This window comes from Moraxella sp. CTOTU47579, from assembly GCF_032004885.1.
Taxonomy (GTDB): domain Bacteria; phylum Pseudomonadota; class Gammaproteobacteria; order Pseudomonadales; family Moraxellaceae; genus Faucicola; species Faucicola tetraodonis.
This window is the reverse complement of sequence record NZ_DALZOJ010000006.1, coordinates 79,254-95,114: the sequence shown is the minus strand read 5'-3', so window position 1 is coordinate 95,114 and position 15,861 is coordinate 79,254. Positions and strand designations below refer to the sequence as shown.

At 46.5% G+C, this 15,861-nt stretch carries 13 protein-coding genes; 9 read left to right on the top strand and 4 right to left on the bottom strand.

From position 1 onward, the window contains the following. Nucleotides 1-12 precede the first annotated feature (12 nt). Together RTP55_RS06000 and RTP55_RS05995 are read left to right on the top strand one after the other, a co-directional pair. Nucleotides 13-1,224: a nucleotide sugar dehydrogenase gene (locus RTP55_RS06000; RefSeq protein ID WP_312384923.1), complete on the top strand. Its 1,212-nt coding sequence runs from the start codon at nucleotides 13-15 to the stop codon at nucleotides 1,222-1,224. An 83-nt stretch (nucleotides 1,225-1,307) separates the two neighbouring features. Then, complete coding sequence (locus RTP55_RS05995; RefSeq protein WP_282842178.1) at nucleotides 1,308-2,762, top strand: phosphohexomutase domain-containing protein; 1,455 nt, start codon at nucleotides 1,308-1,310, stop codon at nucleotides 2,760-2,762. A 118-nt stretch (nucleotides 2,763-2,880) separates the two neighbouring features. Here the strand turns inward: RTP55_RS05995 and RTP55_RS05990 are convergent, their stop codons facing one another. Continuing rightward, nucleotides 2,881-3,504: a thiol:disulfide interchange protein DsbA/DsbL gene (locus RTP55_RS05990; RefSeq protein ID WP_040403627.1), complete on the bottom strand. Its 624-nt coding sequence runs from the start codon at nucleotides 3,502-3,504 to the stop codon at nucleotides 2,881-2,883. 509 nt (nucleotides 3,505-4,013) lie between these two features. On the opposite strand from RTP55_RS05990, the gene ubiG reads away from it, so the two are divergent. The 4 genes from ubiG to RTP55_RS05970 all read left to right on the top strand — a co-directional run bounded on the left by ubiG (nucleotide 4,014) and on the right by RTP55_RS05970 (nucleotide 6,738). Beyond that, nucleotides 4,014-4,748, top strand: coding sequence for a bifunctional 2-polyprenyl-6-hydroxyphenol methylase/3-demethylubiquinol 3-O-methyltransferase UbiG (gene ubiG / locus RTP55_RS05985; RefSeq protein ID WP_007116237.1), 735 nt, complete (start codon nucleotides 4,014-4,016; stop codon nucleotides 4,746-4,748). 40 nt (nucleotides 4,749-4,788) lie between these two features. Then, nucleotides 4,789-5,511, top strand: coding sequence for an HAD family hydrolase (locus tag RTP55_RS05980; protein WP_100274291.1), 723 nt, complete (start codon nucleotides 4,789-4,791; stop codon nucleotides 5,509-5,511). A 100-nt stretch (nucleotides 5,512-5,611) separates the two neighbouring features. Continuing rightward, nucleotides 5,612-6,382, top strand: coding sequence for a YciK family oxidoreductase (locus tag RTP55_RS05975; RefSeq protein WP_309596122.1), 771 nt, complete (start codon nucleotides 5,612-5,614; stop codon nucleotides 6,380-6,382). Between the two features lie 89 nt (nucleotides 6,383-6,471). Continuing rightward, nucleotides 6,472-6,738 carry a DksA/TraR family C4-type zinc finger protein gene (locus tag RTP55_RS05970; RefSeq protein WP_312384919.1) on the top strand — a complete coding sequence of 89 codons (267 nt, stop codon included), beginning with the start codon at nucleotides 6,472-6,474 and terminating at the stop codon, nucleotides 6,736-6,738. Nucleotides 6,739-6,776: 38 nt separating this feature from the next. On the opposite strand, the gene RTP55_RS05965 is transcribed toward RTP55_RS05970, so the two are convergent. The 3 genes from RTP55_RS05965 to RTP55_RS05955 form a co-directional block, all read right to left on the bottom strand. Further along, nucleotides 6,777-8,435 (bottom strand): phospholipase D family protein, encoded by a 1,659-nt coding sequence (locus RTP55_RS05965; RefSeq protein WP_312384916.1) that lies wholly within the window; start codon nucleotides 8,433-8,435, stop codon nucleotides 6,777-6,779. Nucleotides 8,436-8,473: 38 nt separating this feature from the next. Further along, nucleotides 8,474-9,379, bottom strand: a complete 906-nt coding sequence (locus RTP55_RS05960; protein WP_312384914.1) for a crotonase/enoyl-CoA hydratase family protein — start codon at nucleotides 9,377-9,379, stop codon at nucleotides 8,474-8,476. A gap of 192 nt (nucleotides 9,380-9,571) precedes the next feature. Further along, a complete protein-coding gene (locus RTP55_RS05955) occupies nucleotides 9,572-12,913 on the bottom strand; it encodes an ATP-binding protein (RefSeq protein ID WP_312384911.1) in 3,342 nt (1,113 codons plus the stop codon). A 378-nt stretch (nucleotides 12,914-13,291) separates the two neighbouring features. Here RTP55_RS05955 and cysM point away from each other — a divergent pair, with 378 nt between their 5' ends. From cysM to RTP55_RS05940, 3 genes are read left to right on the top strand one after another with little or no spacing between them, the layout of a single operon-like run. Then, on the top strand, nucleotides 13,292-14,215 hold the full coding sequence (gene cysM / locus RTP55_RS05950; RefSeq protein ID WP_138018196.1) for a cysteine synthase CysM: 924 nt from the start codon (nucleotides 13,292-13,294) through the stop codon (nucleotides 14,213-14,215). A gap of 39 nt (nucleotides 14,216-14,254) precedes the next feature. After that, nucleotides 14,255-15,124: a 3'-5' exonuclease gene (locus RTP55_RS05945; protein WP_138018195.1), complete on the top strand. Its 870-nt coding sequence runs from the start codon at nucleotides 14,255-14,257 to the stop codon at nucleotides 15,122-15,124. Beyond that, the gene (locus tag RTP55_RS05940) at nucleotides 15,121-15,825 is read left to right on the top strand and encodes a fumarylacetoacetate hydrolase family protein (RefSeq protein ID WP_203171206.1); all 705 of its coding nucleotides are present in this window, start codon (nucleotides 15,121-15,123) and stop codon (nucleotides 15,823-15,825) included. The genes RTP55_RS05945 and RTP55_RS05940 overlap by 4 nt, the downstream gene beginning before the upstream one ends. Nucleotides 15,826-15,861 lie beyond the last annotated feature (36 nt).

Genomic DNA, 15,861 nt, shown 5'->3' with positions numbered 1-15,861 from the left:
GTTTCATCACCCATGATTACAACCATCTTTGTCATTGGGGCAGGCTATGTCGGTCTGTCCAATGCTGTCTTATTAGCCCAGCCTAAACTTGCTAACCAAGTCACCTTGGTCGATATCGATGCCCAAAAAATTGCCCAATTACAACAGCAAGAGTCGCCGATTGACGATGCGTTGATTGCGCAGTTCTTGGCAACCCAGTCACTGAATTTAGCGGCGCAGTTGGTGAGTGAGGCGGATTTTTCAACCGCAGATTTGGTGATTATTGCCACACCGACCAACTACGATGTCGCCACGGGCAAATTCGATACCTCATCGGTGGAAGCCAGTATCCAAACCGTACGCGCTCACAACGTACAAGTGCCGATTGTGATCAAATCGACTGTGCCGATTGGATTTACCCGTGACATGCAGGCAAAATTTGATACGCGTATCTTATTTATGCCGGAGTTTTTGCGGGAAGGCAAAGCGTTATATGACAATCTGCATCCATCACGTATTATCGTTGGCTGTGATATAAACCATGTGCCAGCGCTGCAAGATGTTTGTCACCAATTAATCACCCAATACCAAACTGCCAGCGAACAAACTGACACGCTAAGCCAAACACCAAGCCAAATCATGCCGCCCACCGAGGCGGAGGCGGTCAAACTATTTGCCAATAGCTACCTTGCCACACGCATTGCATTTTTTAACGAGTTAGATAGCTTTGCCGAAAGCATGGGGCTTGATAGTGAGTCGATTATCACCGGTGTGAGCTTAGACCCGCGGATTGGCATGCATTACAACAACCCATCATTTGGGTATGGTGGCTATTGTCTACCCAAAGATACCCAACAGCTCAAAGCCAATTATGAAGGGATTCCTGCCAATGTGATTCATGCGGTGGTGGATGCCAACAATACCCGCAAACGCTTTGTTGCCCGTCAAATTATCGCCAAGCAGCCTAATACCGTGGGTGTGTACCGCTTGAGCATGAAAAAAGATGCCGATAACTTTAGAGATTCTGCAATTTTGGACATTATTGAACTGCTCAAACAACATGCCATTGATGTACAAATCTATGAGCCCAGTCTGTCCTCACCGCAGTTTATGGATTGTCCCGTAGTCAATGATTTAGCGAGTTTTTTGGAAACGAGCGATGTGATTGTCGCGAACCGATTACATCCCGAATTAGCGCACGTCAAGACAAAAGTGTATAGCCGCGATGTGTTTGGTGATAGCTGATCATTGCCAGTGAATAACTGATTGTGAATAATTAACAGTTAATTGAATGACATTCTTAATTCTTAATCCCATGAGCCACGTATATGAATGATTTTTCTCCCATCACAATTTCGTCTTTTAAAGCCTATGATATCCGCGGTGAACTCGGTAAAAACCTTGACGAGGACATCGCCTACCGTATCGGACGTGCTTTCGCCCAATTTTTAAGTGCATCGCTATCAAATCAGCAAAAACCAGCGATTGTGATTGGCTGTGACATTCGGCCCAGTAGTGAAGCCCTTAAAAAAGCCACCATTCAAGGCATATTAGATGCGGGCATCGATGTGATTGATTTGGGCATGACAGGCACTGAAGAAGTATATTTTGCCACTAGCCACTATGGCGCGATTGGCGGTATTGAAGTGACCGCCAGTCACAACCCCATCAATTATAACGGGCTAAAATTGGTGCGTGAACAGTCGAAACCTATTAGCGCAGATACCGGCTTGGCAGACATTCAACAAATCGCAGAAAAAGGCGCATTCAAAGCGGCAGCCAGTAAAGGCGAGTATCAGTTAAAAGAAGATAAAACCGCCTATATCGACCATCTGATAAGCTATATTGACGTCAACGCGTTACGACCTTTGACAGTGGTTGTTAACTGTGGTAATGGTAGTGCTGCGCCAACGATTGATTTGCTTGAGCAGCGTCTACAAGCTGCCAACGCGCCTATTAATTTTATCAAAATCAATCATGCGCCTGACGGCAGTTTTCCCAATGGTATTCCCAACCCCATGATTATTGCCAACCGTAAAGTGACGGCAGACACGCTGTTGGCAGAGAAAGCGGACTTAGCGATTGCGTTTGATGGTGATTTTGACCGCTGTTTTTTCTTTGATGAAAACGCCCGATTTTTGGAGGGCACTTATGTAGTGGGGGTGCTTGCCAAAGCTTTCTTGGATAAAAATCCTGCCGAGGCGATTGTCTATGACCCGCGCAATATCTTAAATACCGAAAGCGTCATCGCGGCGGCCGGTGGCAAAGCGACCATCAGTAAGTCAGGGCATTCTTTTATCAAACAAGTCATGCGTGAAAACAACGCAGTGTATGGCGGTGAGATGTCTGCGCATCATTATTTTCGCGATTTTAACTACTGCGATAGTGGCATGATTCCTTGGTTATTGGTGATTGAGCTGCTATCAAAATCAGGTAAAACAGAGGCGCCAAAAAAACTGTCGCAACTGGTTGATGAGATGATTGCCGCTTTTCCTATCTCAGGTGAGATTAACTTTAAATTAGACGGTATCACTGCGCCTGCGGTGTTGGCAAAACTTGAAGAAATCTACCCACAATTTGATAGCCAAACGGCGACCCTTGATAAACTCGATGGCTTGTCGGTCAATTTTCCACGCTGGCGCTTTAATGTCCGCGCTTCCAACACTGAGCCACTGATTCGTCTCAATGTCGAAGCAAGCGGTGATAAAATGCTATTGGATGAAAAAACCAAACAGCTAGAAAATTGGATTGTGGCACAAGGCGGCACGCCAGCCGACCACTAGGTTTTATTAACTACCATAAAAAAGCCGTTTCAACGTTAATTCATTGAAACGGCTTTTTACTATTTAAGCTAAAACCATCTGGGCTAAAACTATTAATCTTCAGCAAATGGCTGTCGGATTATTTACCACCACGTTCCGCACGGGCTTTATTGATGAGATAGTTAACTACTTGTGGCACTTTACCATCCTCACCCTCCACAACGTATTTTCCATCAACGACAACCGCAGGCACCCCTGACAGTTGGAAGCGCTGCGCCGCATCTTTTGAACGCGCGATACGGGTATTCACCGCAAAAGAATTGTACATGCTGTTAAATTTATTGATATCCACGCCTTTTGATGCGTACCATTGACCGATAGAGGCTTGGTCAAACAATTTTTGGCGGTCTTTTTGAATGGCGTCAAACATCGCTTGGTGGGTTTTGCCTTGATAACCTAATAACTGTGCGGCATAAAAACCGCGCGCGTTTTGTTCCCACACAGGGTTCATCGCAGCTGGCGTCTGCATAAACACCACATCAGCTGGCAATTTTTTTGACCACTGTGCCATGTAAGGTTCTAATTTGTAGCAGTGTGGGCAACCATACCAAAAAAATTCACGAACAATGATTTTATTGCCTTCAATTTTCTCTGGGTTTGCAAGCACCTTATAGTCTTGACCCGCTACAAAATCTGCAGCTTGGGTTGATAAACTGGTCAAGCCGATTGCAGCGGCGATTGCGGTCATTGCTAATTTTTTCATGGTTGCCTCATTAACAGTCAAATCATAGGGTCTAGCACGGCTCATATCTTATAGTATGTTATAGAAAATCGCTTGCTAGCAGGGCTCAAAATACAAAAATATCTGCGCGTTATACTATCATAAATTAAGGACGTGCCTAAGTGTAATACTTTGTAAACTAAAAAAAACTACACTGGTGAAAAAAATAAGCAATATGTTAATTAAATTTTCTAAATAAAAAAGCATACTTTTTTAAGTTTAATTTATCAGTCATATTTAAAGTTGGAAGGTTATGAGATTATGCAGCAATAAGCTATTTTACCCCACAAATTTATCCTACAATTTTACGCTATCAGCCTGCCACATAAATTCTACAGCGAATGGGCTAAAAACTGTTAGAATAAGGCTATTTTTGATAGCCATTGTGGTTAGCAAGCAACCGCATTTCAAAAAACGCGATAACACGCTATTAAAGTAAAAAGTATCGAATTAAAAAAATAGCGAAGTAAAAATCAAACGGAACTATCATCATGACACAACCGAACCTACAGCAAAACGTCGACTTACAAGAAGTACAAAAATTCACCGACCTTGCCAATGAATGGTGGGACAAATCAGGCGCGTTTGCCACCTTGCACCAAATCAATCCGCTACGCTTAAACTGGATTGAACAGCAAACCATCGCCCGCCAGCAATCAGGCTTAACGGGCAAGAAAGTGTTAGATGTCGGCTGTGGTGGTGGTATTTTGTCGCATAGCATGGCAGTGCGCGGCGCCACGGTGACGGGTATTGATTTGGGAGAAGCCAATATCAAGGCAGCACAAATCCATGCCGAGCAAACTAGCCAAGCGATTGATTTTGCTTGTGTTGCTGTAGAAGACTTTGCCAAAGCGCATGCTGGTGAGTTTGATGTGGTGACTTGTATGGAAATGCTCGAGCACGTGCCAGACCCACAGTCCATTATCAATGCTTGTTTTACCCTGCTCAAACCCAATGGCGTATTGGTACTATCGACCATCAATCGCAACCCAAAATCCTACCTGTTTGCGGTGATTGGCGCTGAATACCTATTACGCTTGTTGCCACGCGGCACACATGATTATGAAAAATTCATCACCCCAGCCGAGCTAGATCGTTTTGCCCAGCGTGCAGGCTGCAAACGTCAAGATTTAATTGGCTTGCATTACAATCCACTTATCAAGCACTATTGGCTAGCACAAAATGTTGACGTTAACTACATGATGGCAGTCTACAAACCTCAGTAGTTGGCTTTACTTAAATATTAATCGTTGATTTGAGCAAAAAATGACTGAAAAATGCCAAGCCGTATTGTTTGACCTTGATGGTACCTTGATTGATACGGCACCTGATTTTATCCGGATTATTAAGGTGATGTGCGCCAAACACCAGCACCCAGCGCCCAGTGATACCGCCATTCGCGAGCAAGTTTCTGCAGGCGCCAGAGCGATGGTCAAGCTAATGTTTGGCGAGCTTGCCGATGTGACTGAGGATGACCCAACCTTGTTGGCTTATCGGCAAGAGTTTTTGGACACCTATGAGGCCGATATCTGTGTCGATAGCCGCTTGTTTGATGGGCTTGATTCGCTGCTAAAAAACTTGGAATCACGTGGTATTGTATGGGGCATTGTCACCAATAAGCCGCGTTATTTGGCGGAAAATTTGTTAGAGAAACTTGAGCTAACTGAGCGCTGTGCGGTACTGGTATGCCCTGATGATGTCAAACATACCAAACCTGACCCAGAGCCCATGTATTTGGCAGTAGCGCGGTTGAACGAACAACTCGGGCGTCAGCTACAGCCTGAAAATTGTGTGTATGTCGGTGACCATATCCGTGACATTCAAGCGGGCAATGCGGCGAATATGCGCACGATTTTGGCAGCTTATGGCTACATTCCCCCTGAAGACCAAGCGGATTTGGGCAGTTGGGGTGCAGATAACATAATCCATAGCGTCGCTGAATTGACCGCTTTGCTGGGCGATTGGACGGATGCTTTAGCGGACACTTAAACAAGCAACTAGGCGCTTGATGCATAGACAAGGTGTTAACAATTTGCCCGATTTTTAGGGAATTTTTTAGCGAGCTTTTGAGAAAAATTTTGAGGAAACTATGACTTTAGCAACCCATGATGATATCCGTAACTTTATCCCACCTGCCGATTGTCTAAAAGGTAAAAATATTTTGGTCACAGGGGCAGGTGATGGCATCGGTAAAGCAGCAGCGCTAAGCTATGCAAAATATGGCGCGACCGTGCTACTACTCGGCAAAACCGCGAGCAAGCTTGAAGCTGTATATGACCTAATTGAAGCAGAAGGCGGTGCACAGCCTGCCATGTTACTGATGAATCTAGAGAGCGCAAGCTACACAGAAATGCAGCAATTGGCGATTTTGATTGAGCGTGAAGTCGGGCATTTAGACGGTGTTTTACACAATGCAGGGTTGCTCGGTGTATTAACCCCACTTGAGATGTATGACCCGATTATTTTTGAGCAAGTGATGAAAGTCAATTTTAATGCCACCTTTACCCTTACCCAAGCTTTGCTACCGCTACTCAAATCTGCACAAAGTGGCTCAGTGGTGTTTACCTCTAGTAGTGTTGGCAGCCGTCCACGCGCGTTTTGGGGAGCGTATGCGCTGTCAAAATTGGCGGTAGAAGGGATGAGCGATATTTTCACCCAAGAAACCCAAAAAACCACCACCCTACGCTTTAATTGCATCAATCCCGGTGCCACGCGTACCCAAATGCGTGCTGCTGCCTATCCGAGCGAAAACCCTAACACCTTGCTTGCGCCAGAAGACTTGATGAGTGCGTATATCGCCTTGATGAGTGATGAAGCGGCAGGTATCAAAGGTCAGGTGATTGATTTACAGCCACAATAAAATGGCGCGATAACGGCTTTAATACGCTATTGAAATTTGATAAAACCACTACTATATTATGATTAACTTATTAAAATCTAAGGAAAAATATGGCAAGTGGTTGGGCTGCAGATGGCGCAGAAAACGAGCAAATTGAAGCAACTATTAATGATGCGATTGAACGGGCAAAACGGGCATTGCCACAGGGCGAGAGCCTAACGCATTGTGAGGAGTGCGATGCCCCGATTCCCGAAGCACGGCGTCTTGCGATGCCTGGGGTGCGCTTGTGCGTGCGTTGTCAACAATCGCTAGAACAGCATCAGCAGAAAGGTGAGCTATTTAATCGCCGTGGTAGTAAAGATAGCCAGTTGCGCTAAGCGTATTGGCTAACGTTGTCGTTCATAACAATGACAGCTTATAAAAATTTTTCAAGCGGCAGGTGCGATAGCATCCATACTAGCGTACGCTGCCAAGGCTTGGTTTGTGGCTCTTCATCATACGTGACGATTTGATCGTTCTCGAGCGTTGACCACTGAATATTGTCATCTTTGAGCGACAAGGTGTAGCTGGTTGTTGACAAGGCTTGCAAAAATTCATTGCGGATTTTGTTGGCAAGGACAGGGTGGGCGATGGCAACGCCAAGTTCGGTATTGGTCAAGGCTGAACGCGGATCAAAGTTGAACGAGCCGATATACACCTTTTCACCATCGCTTTCAAACGTTTTGGCATGCAAGCTGGTGGCAGAGCTTCCCGTCAAGTATGAATCACGCAGATTGTCTTTGATGGCATTGGGCTTGAGCTCATATAGCTTGCCCCCAGCTTTGAGTAATTCTTTGCGGTGTTTGGCATAGCCAGAATGCACGAGCTTGACATCGGTGGCGCTCATGGCATTGGTCAAAATATTCACCGCTACGCCTTTTTTTGCAAGGTTGATAAAATAGTCTTTGCCTTGCTCCGTGGGTACAAAATACGCAGAGATTAAATTGAGTTCACGGCTGATTTTACCTAAGCTTTGGTTGATGTCTAACCCTTGGGTATTGGCTTTGCTGCCCAATTTATCAGGATTGTCCGTCAATAGCTGGACGCTTGCCCAGTAGAGCGGCAATTTTTGTTGTTTGATTTGGTTGACGAAGTCGATTGCCACCAAGCGCTTTAGATAGTCGTTTTTCAGCTTTAGCACAGGGTCGAGTTGTTGTGATGCGGGTTTATCAGCTTTTTGGGTTTTTGGGGTAAACACTTGGTTTAGGGCGGATGGCTCAGGTTTTTTGACCAAATCAGTGATAGGAAAAGCCAGTTTATGGTTCCAATATTGGTCAAATGCTTGTGACATCTGCGGCACAATATGCCCAACCATCAGCACATCTAGGTCAGAAAATACCATCTCTTGGTTTAAAGAAAAATACTCATCCCCGATATTGCGCCCGCCCGTGATGGTGATTTGGCTATCGGCGGTGATGGATTTATTGTGCATACGATGATTGAGCCGCTCAAAATCGCCCACAAACCCTAGCCAGCGCCACGAGCGAAAACGATTGGGGTTCATCAATCTCACTTCAATATTGGGGTGTTCATTGAGTACCCACAGCGTTGGGTCGAGACCACGGGTATTGTTGTCATCTATTAACAATCGCACGCGCACACCGCGCTCTGCCGCTTCTTTGATGGCTTGAAACATCAGATTGCCAGTGATGTCGTTATTCCAAATATAGTACTGCACATCTAGCGTTTTCTCTGCGGTGCTAATGAGCAGCATACGAGCGGCAAACGCATCCATACCATCTGGTAAGGGATAAACGCCCGTTTTTTGTGGATGGCTTTTAACCAACTCTGCGATGCCATCGGCCATGCTTTGCGAGCCAAATTGGCGAAAACGGCTGGACGGCTCATCAGGTGGCATATCGGTTGCCACCGTTTTTTGATGGTCTTTGGTAATAACGGCGGTTTGGTAAGTGCTTGGTTTACCCGTGTTGGCAGGCAGACGACCCCACCAGGCGATAAAAAACAAAATCGCCATACACACCAAAAACAGGCTGGCTAAAAAAATAAGACGACGTTTGAACAGGGGTCTTAGCATGATGGCACTCACCAAGGTCAATTAAGCCATGGGTTAAATTAGTTAAATTGACGCCCAATAAATTTGACGGTTTCATCCTTGGCTTTTTTGACGGCAAGCTTGCGGTTTTGTCCCAGCAGTAATTTGATTTGCCACAGTTTTTCTTGATACAAAGTTGTTGCAGGCGTGTGATACATGGTATTGATGATGCGTTTGCTCGCCAAGACGGCATCGGGGGAGCGATTGCTTAATTCTGCGACCAAATTCTTCGCAACTTCCATTGGCGTGTCGCTTAGATGGCTGACCACACCGTAGTCAAAGGCTTGCTGACCATCAAAAATCCGTGCGGTCATCGCTAACTCCTTGGCGATGTCCGCGCGTAGCACCCCCATCGCAGACCGGGTCAATCCCATATCCGCTACCAGTCCCCATTTGGCTTCCATAATGGCAAATTGGCAATCCGCTGTGGCGATACGGATATCGGTCGCCAGTGCCAACTGTAGCCCTGCGCCAAGGCAATGTCCATGCAATACACTGATGACAGGCATCGGCAGTTCTCGCCACACAAGGCACACTTTTTGAAATTTACTTTGGAACGGTTTGATAAGCTCCCAAGCGACCTGTTTTAGATTTTTCGGGTTGTTTAAATCCGCCAAATCAATGCCGGTAGAAAAGCTTTTACCTTCACCTGCCAAAATCACCGCCCGCACGTCCGTCCAAGTAGTGAGCAGGTGGGCTAAATCAATGAGTTTATCCATCAACGCAAAACTTAACGCATTGCGCTTGTCAATCCGTGTCAGCCAAACAATGACGCTATCATCGCCGCTAAGTTCCAACCGCACATCGGGCGCAAGGTTATCGTTTGCCGCTTTGATCCGCTGCGCTAAAGACACAGCAGTAGCACGCTGATAAAATGGCAAAAACCCTACACCCGGCAATATTTTTGATACCGACAAAACCGACATACGCCTCCTTAAAATTTGACCAACCCAATAAACTTAAAAAAATGTTGCAAGAACGCAATGATTTGCAATCATTAATCTCACTTTACTGATTTTGTTGGTTGGGCACAAGAGGCGATATCGGACGATACGTTTAAGAAAGGTAACGTGGAATAGCAAGTATGCCAAACCTAGGCGGCATTGTGGTGATGGGTGTCAAATCATCTTCCAAGTCATGTCGTTTTCTTTGAGCTGGGCATATTTGAGTGCAGGGAATTGGCTCAAATCAGCCTGTGCCAAGTTATCAAGCGCTTGTAGCATTTGCTCATAATAAGGTGCCAAAATGGCAAATTGCGCAGGCGAGCTATTGTTGATGTTTAGCAAGCACTTGTCTTCAAGATTTTGACTGGCTTGGCGTAGCTGTGGTACGCCGGTATAACGACTCGCCCCTAAAATGCGATGCGCCGCGTGGGACAAGGCTTGTCTGTCGTGGCGCTGCCAAGCTTGCTGCAAGTCACTTTTTTCCTGCTCAATTGATTCAATCAGCAGGGTAATCAAGTTGGCTGCCAAATCAGGCTTGCCTGCTACCCGCATCACCGCATCATCCCAATCAATGACCGCAAGACTTGCTAGTGACTCAGCGCTATGCTGACTGCTGACCGATGGTAGGCTTGGCAGATTAGCGTTGTCATCGGTGGTAGTCGCTGAGGCGGCTAATGGCGTATGAGCAAATACGCCACTCTCTTTGGGGATTGCAGGTGCAGTACGCGGGTTATTTGCCCTAGACGCTATCGAGCGCGCCGAGATGGGTGAGTTGATAGCAGATTTGTCAGAAGCCACATCAGCGGTTGAGTCAAAAGTCACATCAGCGGACACGGACGTGCTGTGTTTACCCAACCAGCGTTGCAGGATTTGCAATAACTGGGCTTGACTGATTGGTTTGCCCACATAATCGTCAATCCCAGATGCCAATAATGTATCGCGTTCATCCGATAGACTATGCGCGGTCAGGGCAATAATCGGAATATGTTGATGTCCTGCTTGCGTTTCAACCTTACGGATTTGGATAGCGGCTTCACTGCCTGACATTCTTGGCATTTGAATGTCCATAAAAATCAAATCCACGGCGGTATCGCTTTGTGACTGGTGGGTGGTGATGTATTCAATGGCGTCAAACCCACTATTAACCGCCACCACATTAATGCTTAGTTCAGCCAATAACGCTTCTAGTACCAACAAATTGGGCAGATGGTCATCCACGGCAAGCACGGTAAAGCCATGCCACTGCGGCAGTGTGGGCTCTTGGCTGCTGGCAGAATTACTATCGAGCAGCTGATAAAGCTGGCGACGATCGAGCGGCTGATACAAGGCTTGGGCTTGGTAACGCGACAACAATTCTGGCTCAAGATTGACTTGATAGCCAAATAGTAGCAATTTACCGGCATAATGTAAGCGTACTTGTTTGAGCAGCGACGTGGTATCTTCAGTGGTGCCATTGTCCACGATGACCCAATCCCAATGATTGCCTGTTTCTTTGAGCGATTCAAGTAGGCTTGCTAGCGTACTTGCGGTAGTAATGGCGATCGGTAATTCACGCAGCGAGCCTTTTAACACTTGTAAGCTTGCAAGATGGTCAATCCAAACCAAGATATTTACCGCAGCAGTGGTATCAGCCGCCACATAACCGGCATCGCTTTTTGGCGGGACGATGGCGGGTAACTGCCAAATGGGGTCATGGATAAGCAGCCGCTGCTGCTCTTGGTTACTGATGGTCATCGGCAAAGTAAACCAAAACGTCGTGCCTTTGATTTTGTGCGATTGGCCCGCATCACCCCCCTGCTCAGTGGCGTTGTCATAAAAACCAATATTGCCGCCCATCAGATAGGTGAGCTGTTTTGAAATCACCAACCCCAATCCCGTACCGCCGTACTGGCGAGTAATCGAAGGATCGCCTTGGGAAAAACTTTGGAACAGCAATTTTTGATGCTCAGGCGAAATCCCTCGCCCTGTGTCTTGCACACTGATATGAATTAAATCATCGATGTCATCATCCAGACTGACCCGCACAATGACCTCGCCATCATCGGTAAATTTGATGGCGTTGTTAACAAGATTGGTTAACACTTGCTTGGTGCGTAACGCGTCCCCCACCAGATAATGTGGCACATCGTCATAGAAGAACACCGCCAGCCGTAAATCTTTCTCTGCCGCCAGTGGCGATAGCATATCCACCACGTCGTAGATACTGGCATACAGGTCAAATTCATGACTATCCAGTACCAGTTTACCGGCTTCAATCTTAGAAAAATCAAGCACGTCATTGACCAGTGCTAATAGGTGCGCTGAAGACTTACGAATCGTTTGCACGTACAAGTCTTGCTCGGCATTTAAGCCCCCATGACGGGATAATAGGTTGATAAAGCCATCAATACTGTTAAGTGGGGTGCGTAATTCATGACTGATATTGGCTAAAAATGCCGATTTGGTTTGACTGGCTGAAACCGCGGCATCACGCGCATTGCGAATTGAGATGTTTTGCATTTCCATCTCATCAAAAGCCAATCGTAAATCATCTTCAGTCTGTTCGGCATGATTTTTGAGTTCTTGGAAACTTTTATGCAGACGTCTTAAGGTCTTGACCAAATCCTGTTGTAGTTGGTTGATTTCACCACTGGCGTTGATGGTCATCGGTTTATACAGGTTGTTGGCGTTGGTGCGCTGCAAATGTAACCGCATCTCATAAATCGGCGCAATCCAGCGTCTGGCATATATGTGGGTGGTCAATAGCAGCAGCAAAATAGTAAAGAGTCCGGTAATCGCTAACGCTAACATCACTTGATAGCGAGCCACTTGTAGCGGCTCATTATCAATATTGACAATAATCCATAAGGTCGGTAGTGGGGCAGTCGCATTGGCGGGCGCGCTTAGTACCAATTTTCGACCAAATAAACTACTACCCTTGCTATTAAACAGGCTGTTGGATTGGGTGTTGAGCTGCGTGAGCAAATAAGTTTGCTGCGTATTGCTTTGCGCCTCAAGGTGGCGTCCCAAAAAAGGCAACAAGCGCGGATTGGGCTGTTGTGACAAATCACCAAAACTGACCAACACGTTGCTTTGTTCGTTGACAATCGCCACGCCTTGCAAGTGTTTGTCGTTGATGGCATTTTGTAGGGCAAATTTCACACTGGCTTGTAGCGCCGCCAACTCTTTGGGCGATAGCTCAGCTTTATTTGCGCTGTTTTTGTTTATGCTATCTTTACTTGAGCCATCTTTATTTAAGCCATCTTTACTTGAGCTATTATCGCTATTAGGCTGAGTGCTAGTTGTAGATAGCGCTTGGTTGATTTTAATCAGATTCGTCTGCATAGAAGCGGCGACTGGCTGTAAAGTCACTAGCAAATTATCGGCGGTTGATTGCTGAATGGTACGCGCAGCACGGCTGGTATCCGATAACACCAAAAAACCACCCGTCAACGCGAGTGCGCTAATCGGCAAAAACACCAACAGTATCAACTGTCCATAAGCGGTGGAAAAATCCAAGTGAAATCGTTTGCTCACATTGCTAGCCTTGCATCAGCCTAATTTAGGCATCAGATTTTTTATCAGGGTTTTGGGGGATAGTGTTTCATTTTATAGGATTTTAGCCAATTTTGCTTGTGTAGCTAGGGTTTTTGTCGCAAGTAAATTTTTGACAAGTCTATACCCCAGCAAAAAATCGAGATAAAATCAGATGGGGTGGCGGTGGAAAATGACTGGCACAATAATCATGATTCGCCACTGACGGGTGATACGAATTTTGCTAAACTACGCGCGCAATCCAAAAAATTTACTGTTAAAAAAACTAATCAACGCTAGCTAATCTATAAGCTATACTAAATTTCGTCTACTCAAAACTCGTATTATCAAAAGTTCATGGCCAAAAACTAAGGTTGTCTTATGACCCACAATAATTTCATCACTGAAACCAGCACGCTCAATGACTGCATTGGACATACACCACTGGTCAAGCTGGCGCGATTTGCACCGCAAACCGACCAAGGTACAGCCACACTGCTTGCCAAACTTGAAGGCAACAATCCAGCGGGCTCAGTGAAAGACCGCCCTGCCTATAACATGTTTTATCAAGCGGAAAGGCGTGGCACTATCAAGCCAGGCGACACCATCATTGAGGCCACCAGTGGCAATACAGGCATCGCCCTTGCCATGGTCGCGGCAATGCGCGGCTATGCCATGACGCTGATTATGCCTAGCAACTCTACCCAAGAGCGTAAAGACGCTATGGCAGCGTATGGGGCGACATTGATTGAAGTCGATAACATGGAGTCGGCACGTGACCTTGCCCAGCAAATGCAGGCAGAAGGTAAAGGCATCGTACTCGATCAGTTTAACAACCCTGACAACAAACAAGCGCATTATCTGACCACAGGTCCTGAGATTTGGCAGCAAACCAATGGCACGATTACCCACTTTATTAGCTCAATGGGGACCACAGGCACCATCATGGGCGTGTCCAAATACCTAAAAGAACAAAACCCAAACGTGCAAATTATCGGTTTACAGCCCGCTGAAGGTGCTAATATCGCAGGAATTCGTAGATGGCCAGCCGCTTATTTGCCAAAGATTTTTGAGCCAAGTTTGGTGGATAGGGTGATGGACATCGATCAGCACGATGCGGAAGTGTTTATGCGTAAGCTTGCCCGCGAAGAAGGGATTTTTGCGGGGGTATCATCCGGTGGTGCGGCGTGGGCAGCGTACCAAATCGCTAAAGAACACCCGGATGCGGTGATTGCATTTATCGTCTGTGACCGTGGCGATCGTTATCTATCAACAGGGTTGTTTGGTGTTAAAGATGACGCTTAATACCCAATAACCTAAAGCAGAAACTAACAAGGAAGTATTATGGCTACGCCAGCGCCGATTTTAGTATTTGATATCGAAACCATACCCGATGTTGCCACAGGCAAGCGGCTATACCCTGAGTTGGCTGGGTTATCGGATAACGATGCCATGACCAAGCTTATGGCACTGCGTGAGCAAGATGTTGGGCATCCTTTTATGCCCCTGCCCTTGCACCAAATCGCTTGTCTTTCGGTGTTGTGGGTCGCGGGCGGCAAAATGACCCTCAAATCGCTGTCGCTGGCTGACCATAGCGAAGCGCAAATGATTCAAACCTTTTTTAATGCCATTGAAAAAAATCCGTTGTTGGTGAGCTGGAATGGCAAGGGCTTTGATATACCCGTCATGGTGTATCGGGCGTTACAGCATGGTCTAACCGCGCCCAAGCTGTTTAGCCAAACCGGTGAGATGAGATACAACAACTATATCAACCGCTATCATGACCGTCATACCGATTTGATGGTGAAGCTTGCCATGAATAGCACGTCGCAAAAACTTGATGTCGTGGCATCCTTATGCGGCTTTGCAGGCAAGCAAGCGTTGGACGGCTATGATGTGGTGCCTATGGTGCAAGCAGAGGCATGGGATAAGCTCACTACTTATTGTGAAAGTGATGTGCTTAATACTTGGCTGATTTTTTTGCGCTACCAACGACTCACGGGACAATTTTCAGCGCAGCAAAGCGAGCAATGGGAGTCCACCACCCGAGACTATCTGCAATCGTTCACTAATCAAGACAATAGCCTGCGCCATGATAAATTTTTGCAAGCGTGGCAACCTGCTAGCAATTTAGCCGCTGACCAACGTGTCACTGATATCGCCATCACCCAGCTATCATCTGATAACCCAACCACCCAAGTAGAATCACCATGAATACGATTTTTCCACCCAGCCAAGTGGTGGCACTGCCCATCCATCAATCTGAGCAAACCTTTCCTGTCCGCCGCGTGTATTGCGTGGGGCGCAACTATGCCGACCACGCCCGAGAAATGGGTAGTGACCCAGACCGTGAGCCGCCATTTTTCTTCTGTAAAGCCGGTGACAGTGAGTCGATTATTGCAGTTCGACCCGATAGCGTTGCCCAATTGCCTTATCCGACTAAAACGCAAGCGCTACATTATGAAGTAGAATTGGTAGTTGCGATTGGCAAAGCGGGCGCTAATGTGAGTGTGGCAGAGGCACATAACTTGATTTTTGGCTATGCCGTGGGGCTCGACATGACGCGCCGCGACTTGCAAAACGTCATGAAGCAAAACGGTCGTCCGTGGGAGATTGGCAAAGCGTTTGACTATTCGGCACCCATTGGCGAAATTTATCCCGTTGCTAGCGTTGCTGAGATACAACAAGCAAATATTTCACTGGCGGTGAATGGCGAGCCCAAACAACAAGGCAATATCAATCAGTTAATCTGGAATGTGGCAGAGACCATTGCCAATTTATCTGAGTTTTTTGAGCTCAAAGCAGGGGATTTGATTTTTACAGGGACGCCAGCGGGCGTCGGTGCGGTGGTCAAAGGCGATACCATCCTCGCGCAAATTGACGGACTGGGTAAAATTGAGTTGCTGGTTGTGTAAAACTTCGAGTATAAAAGATGAAAAAAGGCGCTAATA

Bases quoted from the DNA above. Each gene is read 5' to 3' on its own strand.
- RTP55_RS06000 (WP_312384923.1), top strand. From the start codon at position 13: ATGATTACAACCATCTTTGTCATTGGGGCAGGCTATGTCGGTCTGTCC.
- RTP55_RS05995 (WP_282842178.1), top strand. From the start codon at position 1,308: ATGAATGATTTTTCTCCCATCACAATTTCGTCTTTTAAAGCCTATGAT.
- RTP55_RS05990 (WP_040403627.1), bottom strand. From the start codon at position 3,504: ATGAAAAAATTAGCAATGACCGCAATCGCCGCTGCAATCGGCTTGACC.
- ubiG (WP_007116237.1), top strand. From the start codon at position 4,014: ATGACACAACCGAACCTACAGCAAAACGTCGACTTACAAGAAGTACAA.
- RTP55_RS05980 (WP_100274291.1), top strand. From the start codon at position 4,789: ATGACTGAAAAATGCCAAGCCGTATTGTTTGACCTTGATGGTACCTTG.
- RTP55_RS05975 (WP_309596122.1), top strand. From the start codon at position 5,612: ATGACTTTAGCAACCCATGATGATATCCGTAACTTTATCCCACCTGCC.
- RTP55_RS05970 (WP_312384919.1), top strand. From the start codon at position 6,472: ATGGCAAGTGGTTGGGCTGCAGATGGCGCAGAAAACGAGCAAATTGAA.
- RTP55_RS05965 (WP_312384916.1), bottom strand. From the start codon at position 8,435: ATGCTAAGACCCCTGTTCAAACGTCGTCTTATTTTTTTAGCCAGCCTG.
- RTP55_RS05960 (WP_312384914.1), bottom strand. From the start codon at position 9,379: ATGTCGGTTTTGTCGGTATCAAAAATATTGCCGGGTGTAGGGTTTTTG.
- cysM (WP_138018196.1), top strand. From the start codon at position 13,292: ATGACCCACAATAATTTCATCACTGAAACCAGCACGCTCAATGACTGC.
- RTP55_RS05945 (WP_138018195.1), top strand. From the start codon at position 14,255: ATGGCTACGCCAGCGCCGATTTTAGTATTTGATATCGAAACCATACCC.
- RTP55_RS05940 (WP_203171206.1), top strand. From the start codon at position 15,121: ATGAATACGATTTTTCCACCCAGCCAAGTGGTGGCACTGCCCATCCAT.